The following is a 16,674-nucleotide window of genomic DNA, read 5'->3' as shown; positions in this document are numbered from 1 at the left end:
CGCAGCGGATTGACCATTCCCATTCACCTTTTACAGGATCATGCTCAGCTGAACCCTTTTTCTTCCTTCATCCACATCGGTTACTTTTACCTGAACGTGCTGGTGGAGTTTTACCACTTCATTCACATCCGATACAAAACCTTCCTTCAGCTGGGAGATATGGACCAGTCCGCTTTCTTTGATGCCAAGATCCACAAAGCATCCGAAAGCCGTAATGTTGTTGACGATGCCCGGAAGGATCATTCCTGTTTTCAGGTCTTTAATGCTTTTGACTTTCGGGTCAAACTCGAAGACTTTAGCGGCTTTCCTCGGGTCGAGCCCCGGTTTTTCCAGTTCTTTCAGGATATCTTTGATGCTTAAAATCCCGATGTCTTCCGTTATGTATTTTTCGGGCCGGATCAGGGCAATTTTCTCTTTGTTGGCAATCAGTTCGTTGGTTTTTATGCCCAGATCTTCTGCCATTTTCTCGACGGTTCCGTAGGCTTCCGGGTGAACGGCGGAGTTGTCCAGCGGGTTCTTTGCCTGATGGATCCGAACGAATGCCGCTGCCTGCTGAAAGGCCTTTTCACCTAACCGCGGTACTTTTTTCAGCTGCTTCCGGTCTTCGAAAGCGCCGTTTTCCGTCCGGTAGTTCACGATATTTTCAGCCATTTTTTCTCCGATTCCCGAAACGTAACTCAGCAGGGATTTGCTGGCCGTGTTGAGGTTGATGCCGACGGCATTCACGCATTTCATCACCGTAGAATCCAGTTCGTTTTTCAGTTGCGTCTGATCCACATCGTGCTGGTACTGTCCGACCCCGATGGATTTCGGATCGATCTTTACGAGTTCCGCCAGCGGATCGGCCAGCCTTCTGCCGATGGAAACGGCACCGCGGACCGTTACATCATAACTTGGAAACTCGTCCCTTGCAATTTTACTCGCCGAATATACCGAAGCACCGGCCTCCGATACCACGAAAACCTGCAGCGGCTTGTCGAAGGCAATCTTTTTAATAAAGAATTCAGTTTCGCGGCTCGCCGTTCCGTTTCCGATGGAAATGGCTTCGATATTATAGGCGTTCACCATGGAGCGGATCTTTTTCATGGCCATTCCGGTTTCGTTCTGCGGTGCGTGCGGATAAATGGTTTCGTTATGCAGGAGATCGCCCTTTTCATCGAGGCAGACGATCTTACAGCCACTTCTGTATCCGGGATCGATGGCCAGGATCCTTTTTTCGCCCAATGGGGGAGCCAATAGCAGCTGGGTCAGGTTTTCCGAAAAGATTTCAATGGCCTTTTTATCCGCTTTCTCTTTCGCTTCCTGAAGGGATTCGTTGGAAATGGCCGGTTCCAGCAGTCTCTTATAACTGTCTTTAATCGCTAATGCAATCTGATCCGATGATTCATTGTCGGATTTGATGATGGCTTTTTCAATAAATTCCAGGGCTTCCTCTCTGTCGATTCCCACATTGGTTTTCACGAAGCCTTCGGCTTCTGCCCTGAGCATGGCCAGGAGCCGGTGGGAAGGTGTACGGTTAAGGTTTTCCTCCCATTCGAAATACTGGGAGAATTTCTGCGCTTCTTCATCGTCTTTTTTCGCTTTTACCGCTTTGGAGGTAATCACCGCTTTCCGCTGGAAGAGGCGGCGGAGGTTTTTCCGGACGTACATATTTTCGTTGATCCATTCCGCCATGATGTCCCTGGCAGCCTGCAAGGCCTCTTCTTCGGAAGAAACGTGATCGTTCAGGTATTTTGAAGCCAGAGACCGTACATCGTGCGCTTTCTGGCTCATGATAATCTTGGCTAAAGGTTCCAGCCCTTTCTCCCTGGCCGCATCCGCTCTGGTCTTTTTTCTTTTTTTGAAAGGCAGGTAAAGGTCCTCCAGTTCCTGAAGATCGAAGCTTTCTTCAATCCGCTGCTGCAGTTCAGGCGTTAAGGCATTCTGCTCCCCGATGGATTTGAGGATACTTTCCTTTCTTTTAACGAGATCTTCAAACTGTTTGTTCAGTTTTGAGATCTGTTCGATCTGCGTTTCATCCAGATTGCCGGTACGGTCTTTCCGGTATCGGGAAATAAAAGGAATGGTGCAGTCTTCCGCCAGGAGGTTCAGCGTAGCGTCAATGCTTTTTTCGGATATATTGAGGGATTGTCGGATATAGGTTACGGTGTTCATCTGAAATTTTAAACGGCTAAAATACATTCTTTTTGTAAGAGTAGGACTGAATAAACGGAAAACCGGAGGGTGAATGGTGAATTTTGCGCTGCAGGTGAATGGTCAATGGTCAATATGCTTCGCTTGTCAATGGTGAATTGTCAATTTTATATGTAACGTAAGGATTGTAATGCATAAGAGCGCGAAAGGATTTTAATTGCTGTTCATGGGAAAGACGCAAGGGTTTTTACCTCTGATAAAATGGCGTACCGCTGAAATCCTCACCGCAATTCCCCTTCTTGGAGGGGGGTCGAAAATTCAGGGAATTTTTGATGGGGTGGGTTGGTGAATGGTGAATTTTGCGCTGCAAGTAAATAGTGAAATGTGAATTTTAAAGAAGTTTTTGCCTGAAGACATAAAATACGGAGTTTTTTTTAATACATAACATTTTCAAGTTTCACAAAGCCATTTCATTTACAGGAGCACACCAAGTTTCTGAATACTGGCAGTTTTGGAAAATCGATTTTAAAGAAAAGAAATTATAGAATATTAATTTTAACAATATATATTTGACAGCGTTGATTTCTACACCGATCAACAGCATTATTATCCAATTACCTAGTGCTTTTGTGTACTCCAACCCAACCAAAAGTCTGATGTAAATTCCCTTCACCGCAATTCCCCTCCCTTGGAGGGGTGTCGAAAATTCAGGGAATTTTTGACAGGGTGGTTTTTAGGGTGAACGGTGAATCTTGCGTAGCAGGTGTAAGGGATTCATAGTGTGGAGGTGTTGGAATGCGCAAAGGCACAAAGCGCTTATCTTTAATAAAATTGTAGAACGCTGATTAATTGTGAAAACAGATCTTATAAAAAAACAATTTCAGCAGCATTAAAATTTGACCGCGTCAAATTCTTGTCGTCTTTAAACATTATTATTTTAAAGAAAATGGCGACTTTGCGCATTCCAGCCAGGAAGCATCTTTATCAGCTACCCGTAAAATTTATGTTCGGTTTTCATTTATTGATGTAGGTTAAGAAAACAGAGTAGGGAAGTTGTTATCTTTGGCTTTTTAAATGAAAATTCTTGTGGGATCTTTCATTTTGCTTATATTTAAAATCTTTAAACTCATTAATAAAATAAATAATATGAAAAAACTTAGTGTTATTGCATTGGTAGCTGTAGGAATGCTTGCCGCATCGTGTAACAAAGACAAATCGGCTGAAAATGCAGCAACGTCTACCGAGAAAACCGTAGCGGAAAGCAAAGGGGAAGTATTGCCGGTAGATACCGTGGGATCTGTGGTAAACTGGAAAGCGTTCCACAAAGGGGGAATGGCGCCGCGTTGGGGAACTTTAATGGTAAAATCCGGAGACCTGAGCGTTGAAAACGGAAACGTTACCGCCGGTAACTTCGTGATCGATATGAACTCCCTGAAAGTAGACCCGGCTTCCGTAACCGAAAAAGACAAGAAATACACGGATCTTGAGGCTCACCTTAAAAATCCTGATTTCTTCGATACGGCTAAAAACCCGACGGCCGACTTCAAAATCACCAGCGTAACCGATCTTAAAGAGCCAGCTAAAGACGCGGTGGCAGGAGCCAACAAAACCGTAAGCGGAAACCTTACCCTGTCCGGAAAAACAATGAACGTGACCTTCCCGGCTAAAGTAGACGTAATGGAAAACGCTGCTTCCGTACAGGCTAAATTTACCGTAAACAGAGCGGATTGGGGCATCAAGTTCGGAACTTCCGAAACCGATCCTGCCGAATGGATGATCAGCAAAGACATCGAAATCGCCGTAGACGTAAAAGCGAAAAAATAATATTGTTAGATCTAATCTTGTAGGCCGCTCCTTTTTTGGGGTGGCTTTTTGTATGCTTTTCCGTACTGGTTTGATTAAATAGATCGGCCGGATCTGCAGACAGTCTCTAATCACAACTAAAAACGAAACCCGTCAGGTTTTATCCGTCACCGTATTGATCGTGCTCTCCGCATTCCGAAACGGCAGGGCATAAAAAAGCCTCCTGATTATGGACAAGAGGCGACCCAAATGTTTTCACAACGGAATAATCCTTATTGTGAATTGCTTTCATATACAAATGTAGAAAATATTTTTTTAATCCTTTTCTGGATTCCCGTAAAAAACTTCCTTTTTTTCTTTTTACATTTATGCAATTTCTAAAAACTGATACATTATGATTAAACATATACTTGGACTGGACCTGGGAACAACTTCCATTGGATTTGCTCATGTTACTGAAGGCAATTCGCCTGAACAATCATCAATAAAAAAAATTGGTGTTCGAATAATTCAGTATGACAATTTTGATAAAGTAGATAAATCAGGAAAGGTTACAGAATCTAAAAGTCCTAAAGATGATTTTGCCTCTGGAAGAGGACTTTCTCCAAATGCAGGAAGAACATTGAAACGCGGAGCCAGAAGAACACTTGACCGCTATCAGTTAAGAAGAAAAAACTTGATAGAGGTATTAATAAAAGCAAATATTATTTCGGAGAATTCGATATTGGCTGAAGATGGAAAGCAAACAACTTTTGAAACTTGGCATTTACGTGCGAAATCGGTTTTAGAGAAAATTAATAAAGAAGCATTGGCAAGAGTTTTCCTAGCTATTAATAAAAAACGAGGCTACAAAAGTAGTCGTAAGGCCAAAAATGAAGGTGAAGGTCAAATTATTGACGGAATGGCAGTTGCAAAAAAAATCTATGAAGAAAATCTCACACCAGGTAAGTTAGCTTATCAATTATTAAAAGAAGGAAAAAAGTATTTGCCGGATTTTTATCGTTCAGATTTACAAGAAGAATTTGATAAAGTCTGGAATTTCCAGAAGCAGTTTTATCCTGAAATTCTGACAGATGAATTTTATATGGAATTAAAAGGTAAAGGCCAGCGAGCTACTTCTGCGATGTTTTGGGCGAAATATGGATTTAATACGGCAGAAAATAAAGCAAAATCGAGAGAAGAAAAAAAATTGCAAGCGTATTTGTGGAGAAGTGAAGCAATCGAGAAGCAATTGGAAAAAGATAAAGTCGCTTTTGTGATTACCGAAATCAACAATAATCTGAATAATTCCAGCGGATATCTGGGTGCTATCAGCGATAGAAGCAAAGAATTGTATTTCAATAACCAAACGGTAGGGCAATATCTGTATGAACAACTGAAAGAAAATCCGCATACGAGACTGAAAAATCAGGTATTTTATCGTCAGGATTATTTGGATGAATTTGAAAAAATATGGGAAATGCAAGCGAAGTTTCATCCGGAATTGACCAAAAAACTGAAAATTGAAATCCGTGACATTATCATATTTTATCAAAGAAAATTAAAGTCGCAGAAAGGTTTAGTGAGCTTTTGTGAATTTGAAAGTAAAGAAATAGATATTGAAAAAAACGGACAAACTGTTAAAAGGACCATCGGTTTAAAAGTTGCTCCCAAATCATCACCATTATTTCAGGAGTTTAAAATCTGGCAGGTTCTGAACAATGTTCTGGTCAGAAAAAAAGGAAGTGAAAAGAGGGTTGCAAAAGAAACCACTGTAACCTTATTTGAAGAAGAAAAGGAAATTTTTGTATTTGATTTGGAAGCCAAACAGAAATTATTTGATGAGTTAAACATCAAAGGCAATCTGAAATCGGCAAAAATTATTGAAATTTTAGGCTACAGATCTTCTGATTGGGAATTGAATTATTCAGAATTGGAAGGTAACAGAACCAATAAAATTCTGTATGATGCTTTTCTGAAAATTCTGGAGTCAGAAGGCTATGATAAAGATTTGCTTACCCTGCAAGGTAAAGATGATATTGACGTTTCAGAGCTGAAAGCACCTGTATCAGAAATTAAAGATATGATCAGACGTATTTTTGAAGTGCTGAATATCAACACGGAAATTTTAGAATTTGATGCAGAATTAGAAGGAAAAGATTTTGAAAAACAGGCTTCCTATCAGCTTTGGCATTTGTTGTATTCGTATCAGGAAGATGATTCTAAAACTGGAAATGATACTTTGTTCAGATTGCTGGAAGAAAAATTTGGGTTCAAAAAAGAACATTCACAGATTTTGGCGAATGTTGCTTTTTCTGATGATTACGGAAATCTAAGTAGCAAAGCGATGCGGAAAATTTATCCGCATATCAAAGAAGTAACTTACGATAAAGCTTGTCTGCAAGCGGGTTACAGACATTCCGCTGCGTCCTTAACCAAAGAAGAAATCGCCAATCGTCCGTTGAAAGACAAATTGGAACTCCTCAAAAAGAACAGTTTAAGAAATCCAGTGGTTGAAAAAATTCTCAATCAACTGGTGAACGTCATCAACACAATCATCGAAACCAACAGCAAAAAAGATGAGGAAGGAAATATTACGGAATATTTCAGATTTGATGAAATTCGGGTGGAGCTGTCACGTGATCTGAAAAAGAATGCAGAAGAACGCAGGGAAATGACTTCCAATATCAATGCATCGAAGATCGCCCATGAAAAAATTTTCAAATTGCTTCAGAATGAGTTTCATATTAAAAATCCAACGAGAAATGATATCATCAGGTATCGGCTATATGAAGAACTGAAAGGTACCGGCTATAAAGACCTGTATACCAATGAATATATCCCTAGAGAAATCTTATTCAGTAAGCAGATTGATATTGATCATATTATCCCTCAGTCTAAATTGTTTGATGACAGTTTTTCAAATAAGACAGTGGTTTACAGAAAGGATAACCTGAAAAAAGGAAACAGAACTGCCTTTGATTATATTTCAGAAGAATTCGGAGAAACCGGTATCGAAAATTTTAAGTCAAGAATTGAAATGCTGTTTGAACAGGGAAAGAAAAATAAGGAAGAGGGAATTTCCAAAGCCAAGTACCAGAAATTACTGAAGCAGGAATCGGAAATTGGTGATGGTTTCATCGAAAGGGATTTGCGTGATAGCCAGTATATTGCCAGAAAGTCGAGAAATCTTTTATATGACATTTGCAGGACTGTAACACCTACTACGGGAAGTGTAACTGCAAGGTTACGAGAAGATTGGGATCTTATCAATATTATGCAGGAATTGAATTTTGAAAAATTCAAAGCTTTGGGTCTTACAGAAATGGTAGAAAAGAAAGATGGAAGTTTTAAGGAACGCATTGTAGACTGGAGCAAAAGGAATGATCATCGTCATCATGCAATGGATGCTTTAACGGTAGCTTTCACCAAGCAAAGCCATATTCAATACCTGAATTTCCTGAATGCAAGAAAAAATGAATTTCATAAACTTCATAACAGCATTATTGGTATTGAAAATGCAGAAACAGAGATCAAAACGGATGATGATGGCAACAAAAAAAGAGTTTTTAGATTACCCATTCCCAATTTCCGGCAGGTAGCCAAAGAACATCTGGAAAATATTCTGGTTTCGCACAAGGCAAAAAATAAAGTCGTCACCAAAAACAAAAATAAAACCAAGTCTAAAAACGGCGGAAAAACGAAAGTTGAATTGACACCGAGAGGGCAATTGCACAAAGAAACTGTTTACGGAAAATACCAGTTTTACGTGAATAAAGAAGAAAAAATAAGTGCGAAGTTTGATAAGCAAACCATCGAGCAAGTAGCCAATCCAATTTATAGAAAATTATTGCTTCAAAGGCTTTCAGAAAATGATAACGATCCTAAAAAAGCATTTGCCGGAAAAAACGTTTTGAGCAAAAGTCCAATTTATCTGAATGAAGAAAAAACCGAAGTTCTTCCCGAAACAGTAAAATTGACTTGGCTGGAAGAAGATTATTCCTTCCGAAAAGACATTACGCCGGAGAACTTTAAAGATGTAAAGACCATCGAAAAAATCCTGGACGAAGGGGTAAAAAGAATTTTACAAAACCGTTTAAAAAAGTTTGGAAACGATCCGAAAAAAGCATTTTCCGATTTAGAAAAAAATCCGATCTGGCTCGATGAAGCAAAAGGTATTTCAATTAAAAGAGTCACCATTTCAGGTGTGAAAAATGCCGAATTTTTGCATTACAAAAAAGACCATTTTGGAAACGAAATTTTAGATAAAAACGGCAAGCCTATTCCGGTTGATTTTGTGAGTACAGGGAATAATCATCACGTTGCCATTTACCGTGATGAAAAAGGAAGCTTACAGGAACGAGTAGTGTCGTTGTTTGATGCTGTTCAACTCGTAAATGCGGGAGAACCTGTAATTGATAAAAATTATAATCAAGGAATAGGATGGCAATTTTTATTCACCATGAAACAGAATGAATACTTTGTTTTCCCGAATGAAAAAACAGGATTTAATCCGAAGGAAGTTGATTTGTTAGATGTAAAAAATAAGAAGGAGATAAGTCCAAATTTGTTTAGGGTGCAAAAGCTGGCAACAAAAAATTATATGTTTAGAAATCATTTGGAAACAAATGTTGAAGAACAGTCACAGCTTAGAGATGTCGCATATATAAGTGTCAGAAGCACTAATCCATTAGCGAATATTGTAAAAGTCCGTCTCAACCATATTGGAGATATTGTCGAAGTAGGAGAATATTAAACATTACTAATTTAATCTTAATTATGTCTAAAACAGCCCTCAAAAAAAAACTTCAAAAACTTAACAAAGAAAAGCTCATCGAACATATCCTGGATCTGTATGAAAAAAACAGTTCAGTTCAGGAGTTTTATAAGTTTTATCTTAATCCGGCCAACGAAAAACTACTGGCGGAAAAATACAAAAGGCTGATCCGCAAAGAATTCAATGTGGAAAATCCGATGCGGAGTACCGAAAAGTTTTCTGTGGCAAAACGGGCAATTTCAGATTTTAAGAATCTGCAGCCGTCACCGGAATACCTGGCGGACGTCATGTTATATTTACCTGAGAGTGCCTGTGAATTGACTGCCCTGTTCGGGGATTTTTCCGAACAATTTTATAATGGTACATTTAATAATTACAAAGCAGCACTGGTATTTTTAAAAAAGAACAATCTGCTAGACGATTTTAAAGACCGTGCCGAACAATGTGTCAAGTGGTCGGAGTACTGCGGATATGGATTTGCGGATGATATGAGAGAAATTTTTTATGAATATTATCATTAAATAATTAAAGCTAAAAACCATGATCACCCGCTCCATTTACATCGGCAATCCTGCTTACCTTAAGCTCAAGGACGAGCAGCTGAAAATCCTCTGTCCGGAAACGAAAACGGAAAAGGGGAGTGTACCTGTTGAAGACCTGGGACTTCTGATGCTGGATCATTACCAGATCACCGTCTCGCACAACCTGATCCAGAAAATGATGGGGAATAATGTGGTGGTTGTAAGCTGTGATGCCCATCATCTGCCGCACGGGATCATGCTTCCGTTGTATGGGCATACCGAGCACTCGGACCGGGTGAAGGATCAGCTGGAAGCCAGTGAACCGCTGAAAAAACAGCTTTGGAAACAGACGGTGGAGTGCAAGATCGAAAATCAGAAAAATGTCCTGATGAAGCTTGGGAATTATTACGAACCGATGCTGGAATACCAGCGCAATGTAAAATCAGGAGACAGTACAAATATGGAAGGCATTGCCGCCCAGCATTACTGGAAATACCTGATCAGCCTGGATTTCCTGAGGCAGCGTTTCGGGGATTCGCCCAACCCGTTCTTCAATTTCGGCTATGCGGTGCTCCGGAGTATTGTGGCCAGAGCGATCGTAGAAACGGGACTGCTCCCGGTTCTCGGGATTTTTCACAAGAACAAATACAATCCGTACTGCCTGGCCGACGACCTGATGGAGCCTTACCGGCCATTTGTCGATCTGCTGGTCATGCAGTGGCTTAAACTTCATCCTGAAAATGATGAACTGTCGAAAGATTTCAAAGCCCATATGCTGCAGATTGCAACCAGGGACGTACGCATCGATGATAAAACCAGGCCATTGCTGGTGGCGGTGAAAACCACGGCTTCATCGCTTTACAAATGCTATACCGGTGAAAAACGGCTGATCTCTTATCCTGAACTGATCTGATGAATTGAATTACTTCTTACATTGTTGTACATTTTACAAATAAAAATATGGACGCCGAAAGGTTTAACGCATACCGGATTATGTGGGTAATTGTATTGTATGACCTCCCGACCGAAACGAAAGCCAATATGAAGGACGCTAACCGTTTCCGGAAATCGCTGATCGATGACGGCTTTACGCTGTTCCAGTTTTCCATGTATGTGCGCCACTGCCCGAGCCGTGAAAATGCGGAAGTGCATATCAAGCGCGTCAAATGTATGCTTCCCAAAGCCGGGAAAGTCGCTATCATGTGCATCACGGACAAACAGTTCGGCGATATTGAGATCTTCTTTGCCAGGAATAAAGAAGAACCGCCTCCAACCTTCCAGCAGCTCGAACTCTTCTGATTTTTTTAATCCTAAATAACAAATAAACCCACTGCATTTCAGTGGGTTAAATGTTGAGGTTGTGTTGTATCCCAAAGATACGATTAAATGAAAGCAATTCACAACAAAAATGCTAAAAGTGCGTTAAGATCGTTAGTTGTGTTGTATCCCAAAGATACGATTAAATGAAAGCAATTCACAACTACGAAACCAATCAGCCACAAAACGGCACAGTTGTGTTGTATCCCAAAGATACGATTAAATGAAAGCAATTCACAACTAAATAATATACTGACCATAAATACCATAAGTTGTGTTGTATCCCAAAGATACGATTAAATGAAAGCAATTCACAACACATAAATACCATACCATAAACCATAAATAGTTGTGTTGTATCCCAAAGATACGATTAAATGAAAGCAATTCACAACTATAAATACTGACTGACTGACTGACCATAAGTTGTGTTGTATCCCAAAGATACGATTAAATGAAAGCAATTCACAACACTGACATAACCATATACTGACTGACCATAGTTGTGTTGTATCCCAAAGATACGATTAAATGAAAGCAATTCACAACTAATAACCATAATAACCATAAATAAACCATGTTGTGTTGTATCCCAAAGATACGATTAAATGAAAGCAATTCACAACCTGACTGACTGACTGACATAAAACCATAAAGTTGTGTTGTATCCCAAAGATACGATTAAATGAAAGCAATTCACAACACTTCTGTTCTTGCTGCAAAACTAAATGATGTTGTGTTGTATCCCAAAGATACGATTAAATGAAAGCAATTCACAACCGGAAAATATGTTGGTATCCAGGAAGGCGAGTTGTGTTGTATCCCAAAGATACGATTAAATGAAAGCAATTCACAACCAGTGAATTCGATTATGACCCGAAAACCCAGTTGTGTTGTATCCCAAAGATACGATTAAATGAAAGCAATTCACAACCCAGGATCTCGGATGTTACTTTACAGATTTGTTGTGTTGTATCCCAAAGATACGATTAAATGAAAGCAATTCACAACTTTATTCTTTGTATAATGTTTTCCATGTCGGTTGTGTTGTATCCCAAAGATACGATTAAATGAAAGCAATTCACAACTTCGGAGCAGGCCGGCTTTGCAATTGCTCAGTTGTGTTGTATCCCAAAGATACGATTAAATGAAAGCAATTCACAACTATGAGGCGGAAACGGCCTGTTACGGTGAAGTTGTGTTGTATCCCAAAGATACGATTAAATGAAAGCAATTCACAACCAACGGATTTAATAATTCGGAACAACAAAAGTTGTGTTGTATCCCAAAGATACGATTAAATGAAAGCAATTCACAACATTAGTTTAGGCCGGGAGGCAAATTATGACGTTGTGTTGTATCCCAAAGATACGATTAAATGAAAGCAATTCACAACAAGAATGTTCTCCGTATGTGGATCAGGTCAGTTGTGTTGTATCCCAAAGATACGATTAAATGAAAGCAATTCACAACTCCGGTCTTGTCTTTATTGTGAGCAAACTTGTTGTGTTGTATCCCAAAGATACGATTAAATGAAAGCAATTCACAACAGTACAGATCCCCTGCACTACCTTCCGTATGTTGTGTTGTATCCCAAAGATACGATTAAATGAAAGCAATTCACAACAAAGAATCGGATTTGCCTTTTATCGTAATAGTTGTGTTGTATCCCAAAGATACGATTAAATGAAAGCAATTCACAACTTGTCCCAGCGTAATAATTCGCGATCATACGTTGTGTTGTATCCCAAAGATACGATTAAATGAAAGCAATTCACAACATATGACAAAAACGTCTTTTATCGCTAACGGTTGTGTTGTATCCCAAAGATACGATTAAATGAAAGCAATTCACAACATATGACGAGCGATTTTTATTTCTCCCTTTGTTGTGTTGTATCCCAAAGATACGATTAAATGAAAGCAATTCACAACTCGCTTTCATCGAGGGGGTTAAGCGGGAAGGTTGTGTTGTATCCCAAAGATACGATTAAATGAAAGCAATTCACAACGATTGATTATTCTAGCCATTGCGGCCCTGGGTTGTGTTGTATCCCAAAGATACGATTAAATGAAAGCAATTCACAACAGCATTAAAGGCGTTGATTATTGGTTGCGAGTTGTGTTGTATCCCAAAGATACGATTAAATGAAAGCAATTCACAACAGAAAAGTGTTTGTATCTTTGAATCATCAAGTTGTGTTGTATCCCAAAGATACGATTAAATGAAAGCAATTCACAACTCGATCAGACTCCGAAGATAACGTCAAATTGTTGTGTTGTATCCCAAAGATACGATTAAATGAAAGCAATTCACAACTTGATCGGTTCAAAGCCGAATTTTGATTTAGTTGTGTTGTATCCCAAAGATACGATTAAATGAAAGCAATTCACAACACGGAATACGGATGAAAAAAGAACTTTTGGGTTGTGTTGTATCCCAAAGATACGATTAAATGAAAGCAATTCACAACACATTTAAAAACCGTTCTTGACCGGTTTAGGTTGTGTTGTATCCCAAAGATACGATTAAATGAAAGCAATTCACAACTCAGAATGTGCCATTTCAAAAAGGTGGTGAGTTGTGTTGTATCCCAAAGATACGATTAAATGAAAGCAATTCACAACCATGAAAGATGAGCAATTTAAGGCTTTGAAGTTGTGTTGTATCCCAAAGATACGATTAAATGAAAGCAATTCACAACGCATCGGTTAGCGGCCATTCGTGCATCGAAGTTGTGTTGTATCCCAAAGATACGATTAAATGAAAGCAATTCACAACTTGGACGATGACGACGAGCTCGCCGAATGGGTTGTGTTGTATCCCAAAGATACGATTAAATGAAAGCAATTCACAACTGCCGATTTAGCGGCCGCCCTTTTCCCTACGTTGTGTTGTATCCCAAAGATACGATTAAATGAAAGCAATTCACAACTCTGAAAGACTGTTTGACTTTATCCTTAAAGTTGTGTTGTATCCCAAAGATACGATTAAATGAAAGCAATTCACAACATTCTGATCTCATCACCTTTGACGTTATATGTTGTGTTGTATCCCAAAGATACGATTAAATGAAAGCAATTCACAACGTCGAAAGAGAGTTCTACATCATGGATGATGTTGTGTTGTATCCCAAAGATACGATTAAATGAAAGCAATTCACAACAGTGTTGGTGGATTACAATATGGTGAAGGTGTTGTGTTGTATCCCAAAGATACGATTAAATGAAAGCAATTCACAACAAACCGGAATGAGATTAAGTCCCTCGCGTCGTTGTGTTGTATCCCAAAGATACGATTAAATGAAAGCAATTCACAACTAACCGTCTATCAATTAGTTAAGAAGCGTAGTTGTGTTGTATCCCAAAGATACGATTAAATGAAAGCAATTCACAACGTATGGGTGGTTCGTTTATATGTTCAAAAAGTTGTGTTGTATCCCAAAGATACGATTAAATGAAAGCAATTCACAACAACTAAATTCGAGAACTTTATGACAGGTGGGTTGTGTTGTATCCCAAAGATACGATTAAATGAAAGCAATTCACAACTACACTTAAGTACGCCTTCAAAAGAGTCGCGTTGTGTTGTATCCCAAAGATACGATTAAATGAAAGCAATTCACAACAACGAAAGGATACAGGCAGTACAACAGGAGGTTGTGTTGTATCCCAAAGATACGATTAAATGAAAGCAATTCACAACATATCATCGTAGATAGCGTTTGGGTCATTGGTTGTGTTGTATCCCAAAGATACGATTAAATGAAAGCAATTCACAACAACGCTTCACAAAAGGGCTTGGCAGCATGAGTTGTGTTGTATCCCAAAGATACGATTAAATGAAAGCAATTCACAACTGCCTCAGATGCTCACACACCATCAGGAAAGTTGTGTTGTATCACGAAGATACGATTAAATGAAAGCAATTCACAACGTGCGTACGTCGTTGCTTTCCCGGCTGCCTGTTGTGTTGTATCACGAAGATACGATTAAATGAAAGCAATTCACAACGAATTCAAGGTATAAACGAAATTAAAAGAAGTTGTGTTGTATCACGAAGATACGATTAAATGAAAGCAATTCACAACGCGGATGTTTACTCCCGGTTCGTCAACATTGTTGTGTTGTATCCCAAAGATACGATTAAATGAAAGCAATTCACAACCAGGAAGGTGTACTTCCCGTACGTTTTTAAGTTGTGTTGTATCCCAAAGATACGATTAAATGAAAGCAATTCACAACTGGAAGAGATTAAGGAGCCGGGTTACCACGGTTGTGTTGTATCCCAAAGATACGATTAAATGAAAGCAATTCACAACGAGAATAGGGCGGCATATTACCGCCCTCATGTTGTGTTGTATCACGAAGATACGATTAAATGAAAGCAATTCACAACTGCTCTGTGGAGAATACGGGATTTGAACCCATTGTGTTGTATCCCAAAGATACGATTGAATGAAAGCAATTCAGAATTTTAAAAAGAATGGGATACGGGAAGCGGTAAGAATTTACCCGGATCAAAACGATTGATATGATTAAAGAACCGGTGTTCAAGACCAGCAGGTCTGCCAATTCCTATATGCTAAACAAAAACCACCCGCCGCATCCGGCAGGTGGTTTTTATTTGGTAAATCTGTTTCTATTTTTAAACTTTCGCCAGCGGTTCTGCAGCGGCCAGGGCGCGGGAGGCGATCCAGCTGATGATCTGGGCGCAGGTGGTCTCGACCAGTTCGTCGCGGGTGACCTCACGGATGCCCGGGATGAGATCCGAGGCCGGCGGTGGCGGAAGAGGCCGGGAGAGAATCAGGCCGGGAACGGCAGGATCGAATGACACCCCGCGGTAAAGATCCACATGCTGAACGAAGAGCTGGGAAATGTAATCCTTCATTTTCAGGGGAGGAACATTAATCGCATTCTTGCCGTCCGAGTACTGTAGGGTGCCCGTCAATGAACTGTTCCGGATCCGGGTATAGGACGCTCCGGATTTTGCGGCATCGTTAAGGGCAATTTTCTGTAACCGGTCGAGAAAGAAGTTTGTCCAGAAATGAGGCGATTTTCCGAACAGGGTGGCGACCTTTTCCAGGTCGGTGGTATCCCAGGCGTGGGGAACCACATCGATGGAATTCCAGTGCATCGTGTTCCAGCTCTGGTAGGGAAGCGGTTGCGGCTCCCACCCGGAGGGCAGTGCGGGGAAAGTGGTGTTGAATAGTTCCGAAAAGTTGGCTTCCCCGGGCGTCGGTCCGGCGGTAGGATACACCAGCGTCAGTGCAAAGGCATCCAGGTCATTTTTCTGTTTCAGGTAAAGCGCAAGGGTCGGAGACAGGGCACCGCCCAGGCTGTGGCCGCAGAAAATCACAGCCGTATCCGGTTGGGGTTTTGCACCGGTCAGGAACTGTTCGAGGCTGGTGCCGGGAGCGGCTGCCGCATCCGGGGAAATCATTCCGAGAAGGTTCTGAATGCCGGTTGCCGTCCCTTTGGAGATAAACGGGGTACCTTCCACATAAGGCGACGGGGTAAAGCCGGACGGATCGTAGGTATTCCAGTTCACGACTGTGGAAACCGAAAAATCCTCATCGCCCCAGTCATAAAGGGAATCGGGATTGGTTCCGGCAACCGCCACCACATAAGCGGGCATTACTGTACCGCCGGGAAATGCCACGGCATCGCACTGGGCAACAAACAGCGAATTGTCGGCAACACCGGTCGGAACGCCGTTGATCACTTCTTCAAGCACCGCCGGTCCCCATACCAGTTTCCAGTTTCCTAAAACCGGCGTCACCAAAGGGTCGGCGGTAGAAGCCGATTTGATGGGATCCACAGGCGGAACGCCGCTGAGATAAAAAGAAAGGTCTTGCTGAAGCTGTTGCTGAAGCAGGGTTTCCGGACCGTGGTAACCGGCGGCACGCCCTACGATGCAGGCCATTGCAAATACCTGCTGGTAAGCGTCTAATGTTGGATTGTTCATGAGGTAAAAGTTTTTAGTTGGGTTAAATTAAAGCCATTGATTGTTCTTTCCTGTACCGTTTTACCTGCGGTAAAATCTTCCGGGGAACTGATGTAAAGGAAGGGAGAAAAATCAAGTAAAGGTTAGGTAGAAACAACCAAAGTATAGCGTCAGTGTTTGTACTCAGAAGTGGCTTC

At 40.6% G+C, this 16,674-nt stretch carries 8 protein-coding genes and 1 CRISPR repeat array; of the genes, 5 read left to right on the top strand and 3 right to left on the bottom strand.

Annotated features, from left to right (window positions below; genetic code table 11):
* Positions 1 to 30 precede the first annotated feature (30 nt).
* Positions 31 to 2,154, bottom strand: coding sequence for a Tex family protein (locus CHA01nite_RS17480; RefSeq protein ID WP_146943746.1), 2,124 nt, complete (start codon positions 2,152 to 2,154; stop codon positions 31 to 33).
* A gap of 1,125 nt (positions 2,155 to 3,279) precedes the next feature.
* On the opposite strand from CHA01nite_RS17480, the gene CHA01nite_RS17475 reads away from it, so the two are divergent.
* Positions 3,280 to 3,957: a YceI family protein gene (locus tag CHA01nite_RS17475; protein ID WP_146943744.1), complete on the top strand. Its 678-nt coding sequence runs from the start codon at positions 3,280 to 3,282 to the stop codon at positions 3,955 to 3,957.
* 139 nt (positions 3,958 to 4,096) lie between these two features.
* On the opposite strand, the gene CHA01nite_RS20960 is transcribed toward CHA01nite_RS17475, so the two are convergent.
* Complete coding sequence (locus CHA01nite_RS20960; protein WP_262712151.1) at positions 4,097 to 4,228, bottom strand: hypothetical protein; 132 nt, start codon at positions 4,226 to 4,228, stop codon at positions 4,097 to 4,099.
* A 105-nt stretch (positions 4,229 to 4,333) separates the two neighbouring features.
* On the opposite strand from CHA01nite_RS20960, the gene cas9 reads away from it, so the two are divergent.
* Genes cas9 through cas2 form a run of 4 tightly spaced genes read left to right on the top strand, consistent with a single transcriptional unit; the run spans position 4,334 to position 10,512 of the window.
* Positions 4,334 to 8,671: a type II CRISPR RNA-guided endonuclease Cas9 gene (cas9, locus tag CHA01nite_RS17470; protein ID WP_146943779.1), complete on the top strand. Its 4,338-nt coding sequence runs from the start codon at positions 4,334 to 4,336 to the stop codon at positions 8,669 to 8,671.
* Positions 8,672 to 8,694: 23 nt separating this feature from the next.
* Positions 8,695 to 9,213, top strand: coding sequence for a DUF6155 family protein (locus tag CHA01nite_RS17465; RefSeq protein ID WP_146943742.1), 519 nt, complete (start codon positions 8,695 to 8,697; stop codon positions 9,211 to 9,213).
* A 19-nt stretch (positions 9,214 to 9,232) separates the two neighbouring features.
* Complete coding sequence (gene cas1 / locus CHA01nite_RS17460; protein WP_146943740.1) at positions 9,233 to 10,126, top strand: type II CRISPR-associated endonuclease Cas1; 894 nt, start codon at positions 9,233 to 9,235, stop codon at positions 10,124 to 10,126.
* Between the two features lie 47 nt (positions 10,127 to 10,173).
* Positions 10,174 to 10,512, top strand: coding sequence for a CRISPR-associated endonuclease Cas2 (gene cas2, locus CHA01nite_RS17455; RefSeq protein ID WP_146943738.1), 339 nt, complete (start codon positions 10,174 to 10,176; stop codon positions 10,510 to 10,512).
* A 58-nt stretch (positions 10,513 to 10,570) separates the two neighbouring features.
* A CRISPR array of direct repeats spans positions 10,571 to 15,006; the repeat unit is 47 nt; unit sequence GTTGTGTTGTATCCCAAAGATACGATTAAATGAAAGCAATTCACAAC.
* A 172-nt stretch (positions 15,007 to 15,178) separates the two neighbouring features.
* On the opposite strand, the gene CHA01nite_RS17450 is transcribed toward cas2, so the two are convergent.
* On the bottom strand, positions 15,179 to 16,498 hold the full coding sequence (locus CHA01nite_RS17450) for a lipase family protein (RefSeq protein ID WP_146943736.1): 1,320 nt from the start codon (positions 16,496 to 16,498) through the stop codon (positions 15,179 to 15,181).
* Positions 16,499 to 16,674 lie beyond the last annotated feature (176 nt).

Source organism: Chryseobacterium hagamense (assembly GCF_007991455.1).
In the GTDB taxonomy this organism is placed as follows: Bacteria; Bacteroidota; Bacteroidia; order Flavobacteriales; family Weeksellaceae; genus Chryseobacterium; species Chryseobacterium hagamense.
The sequence above is the reverse complement of the archived record's forward strand: the minus strand, read 5'-3'. Positions and strand labels throughout refer to the sequence as shown.

Bases quoted from the DNA above. Each gene is read 5' to 3' on its own strand.
- CHA01nite_RS17480 (WP_146943746.1), bottom strand. From the start codon at position 2,154: ATGAACACCGTAACCTATATCCGACAATCCCTCAATATATCCGAAAAA.
- CHA01nite_RS17475 (WP_146943744.1), top strand. From the start codon at position 3,280: ATGAAAAAACTTAGTGTTATTGCATTGGTAGCTGTAGGAATGCTTGCC.
- CHA01nite_RS20960 (WP_262712151.1), bottom strand. From the start codon at position 4,228: ATGAAAGCAATTCACAATAAGGATTATTCCGTTGTGAAAACATTTGGG.
- CHA01nite_RS17465 (WP_146943742.1), top strand. From the start codon at position 8,695: ATGTCTAAAACAGCCCTCAAAAAAAAACTTCAAAAACTTAACAAAGAA.
- cas1 (WP_146943740.1), top strand. From the start codon at position 9,233: ATGATCACCCGCTCCATTTACATCGGCAATCCTGCTTACCTTAAGCTC.
- cas2 (WP_146943738.1), top strand. From the start codon at position 10,174: ATGGACGCCGAAAGGTTTAACGCATACCGGATTATGTGGGTAATTGTA.
- CHA01nite_RS17450 (WP_146943736.1), bottom strand. From the start codon at position 16,498: ATGAACAATCCAACATTAGACGCTTACCAGCAGGTATTTGCAATGGCC.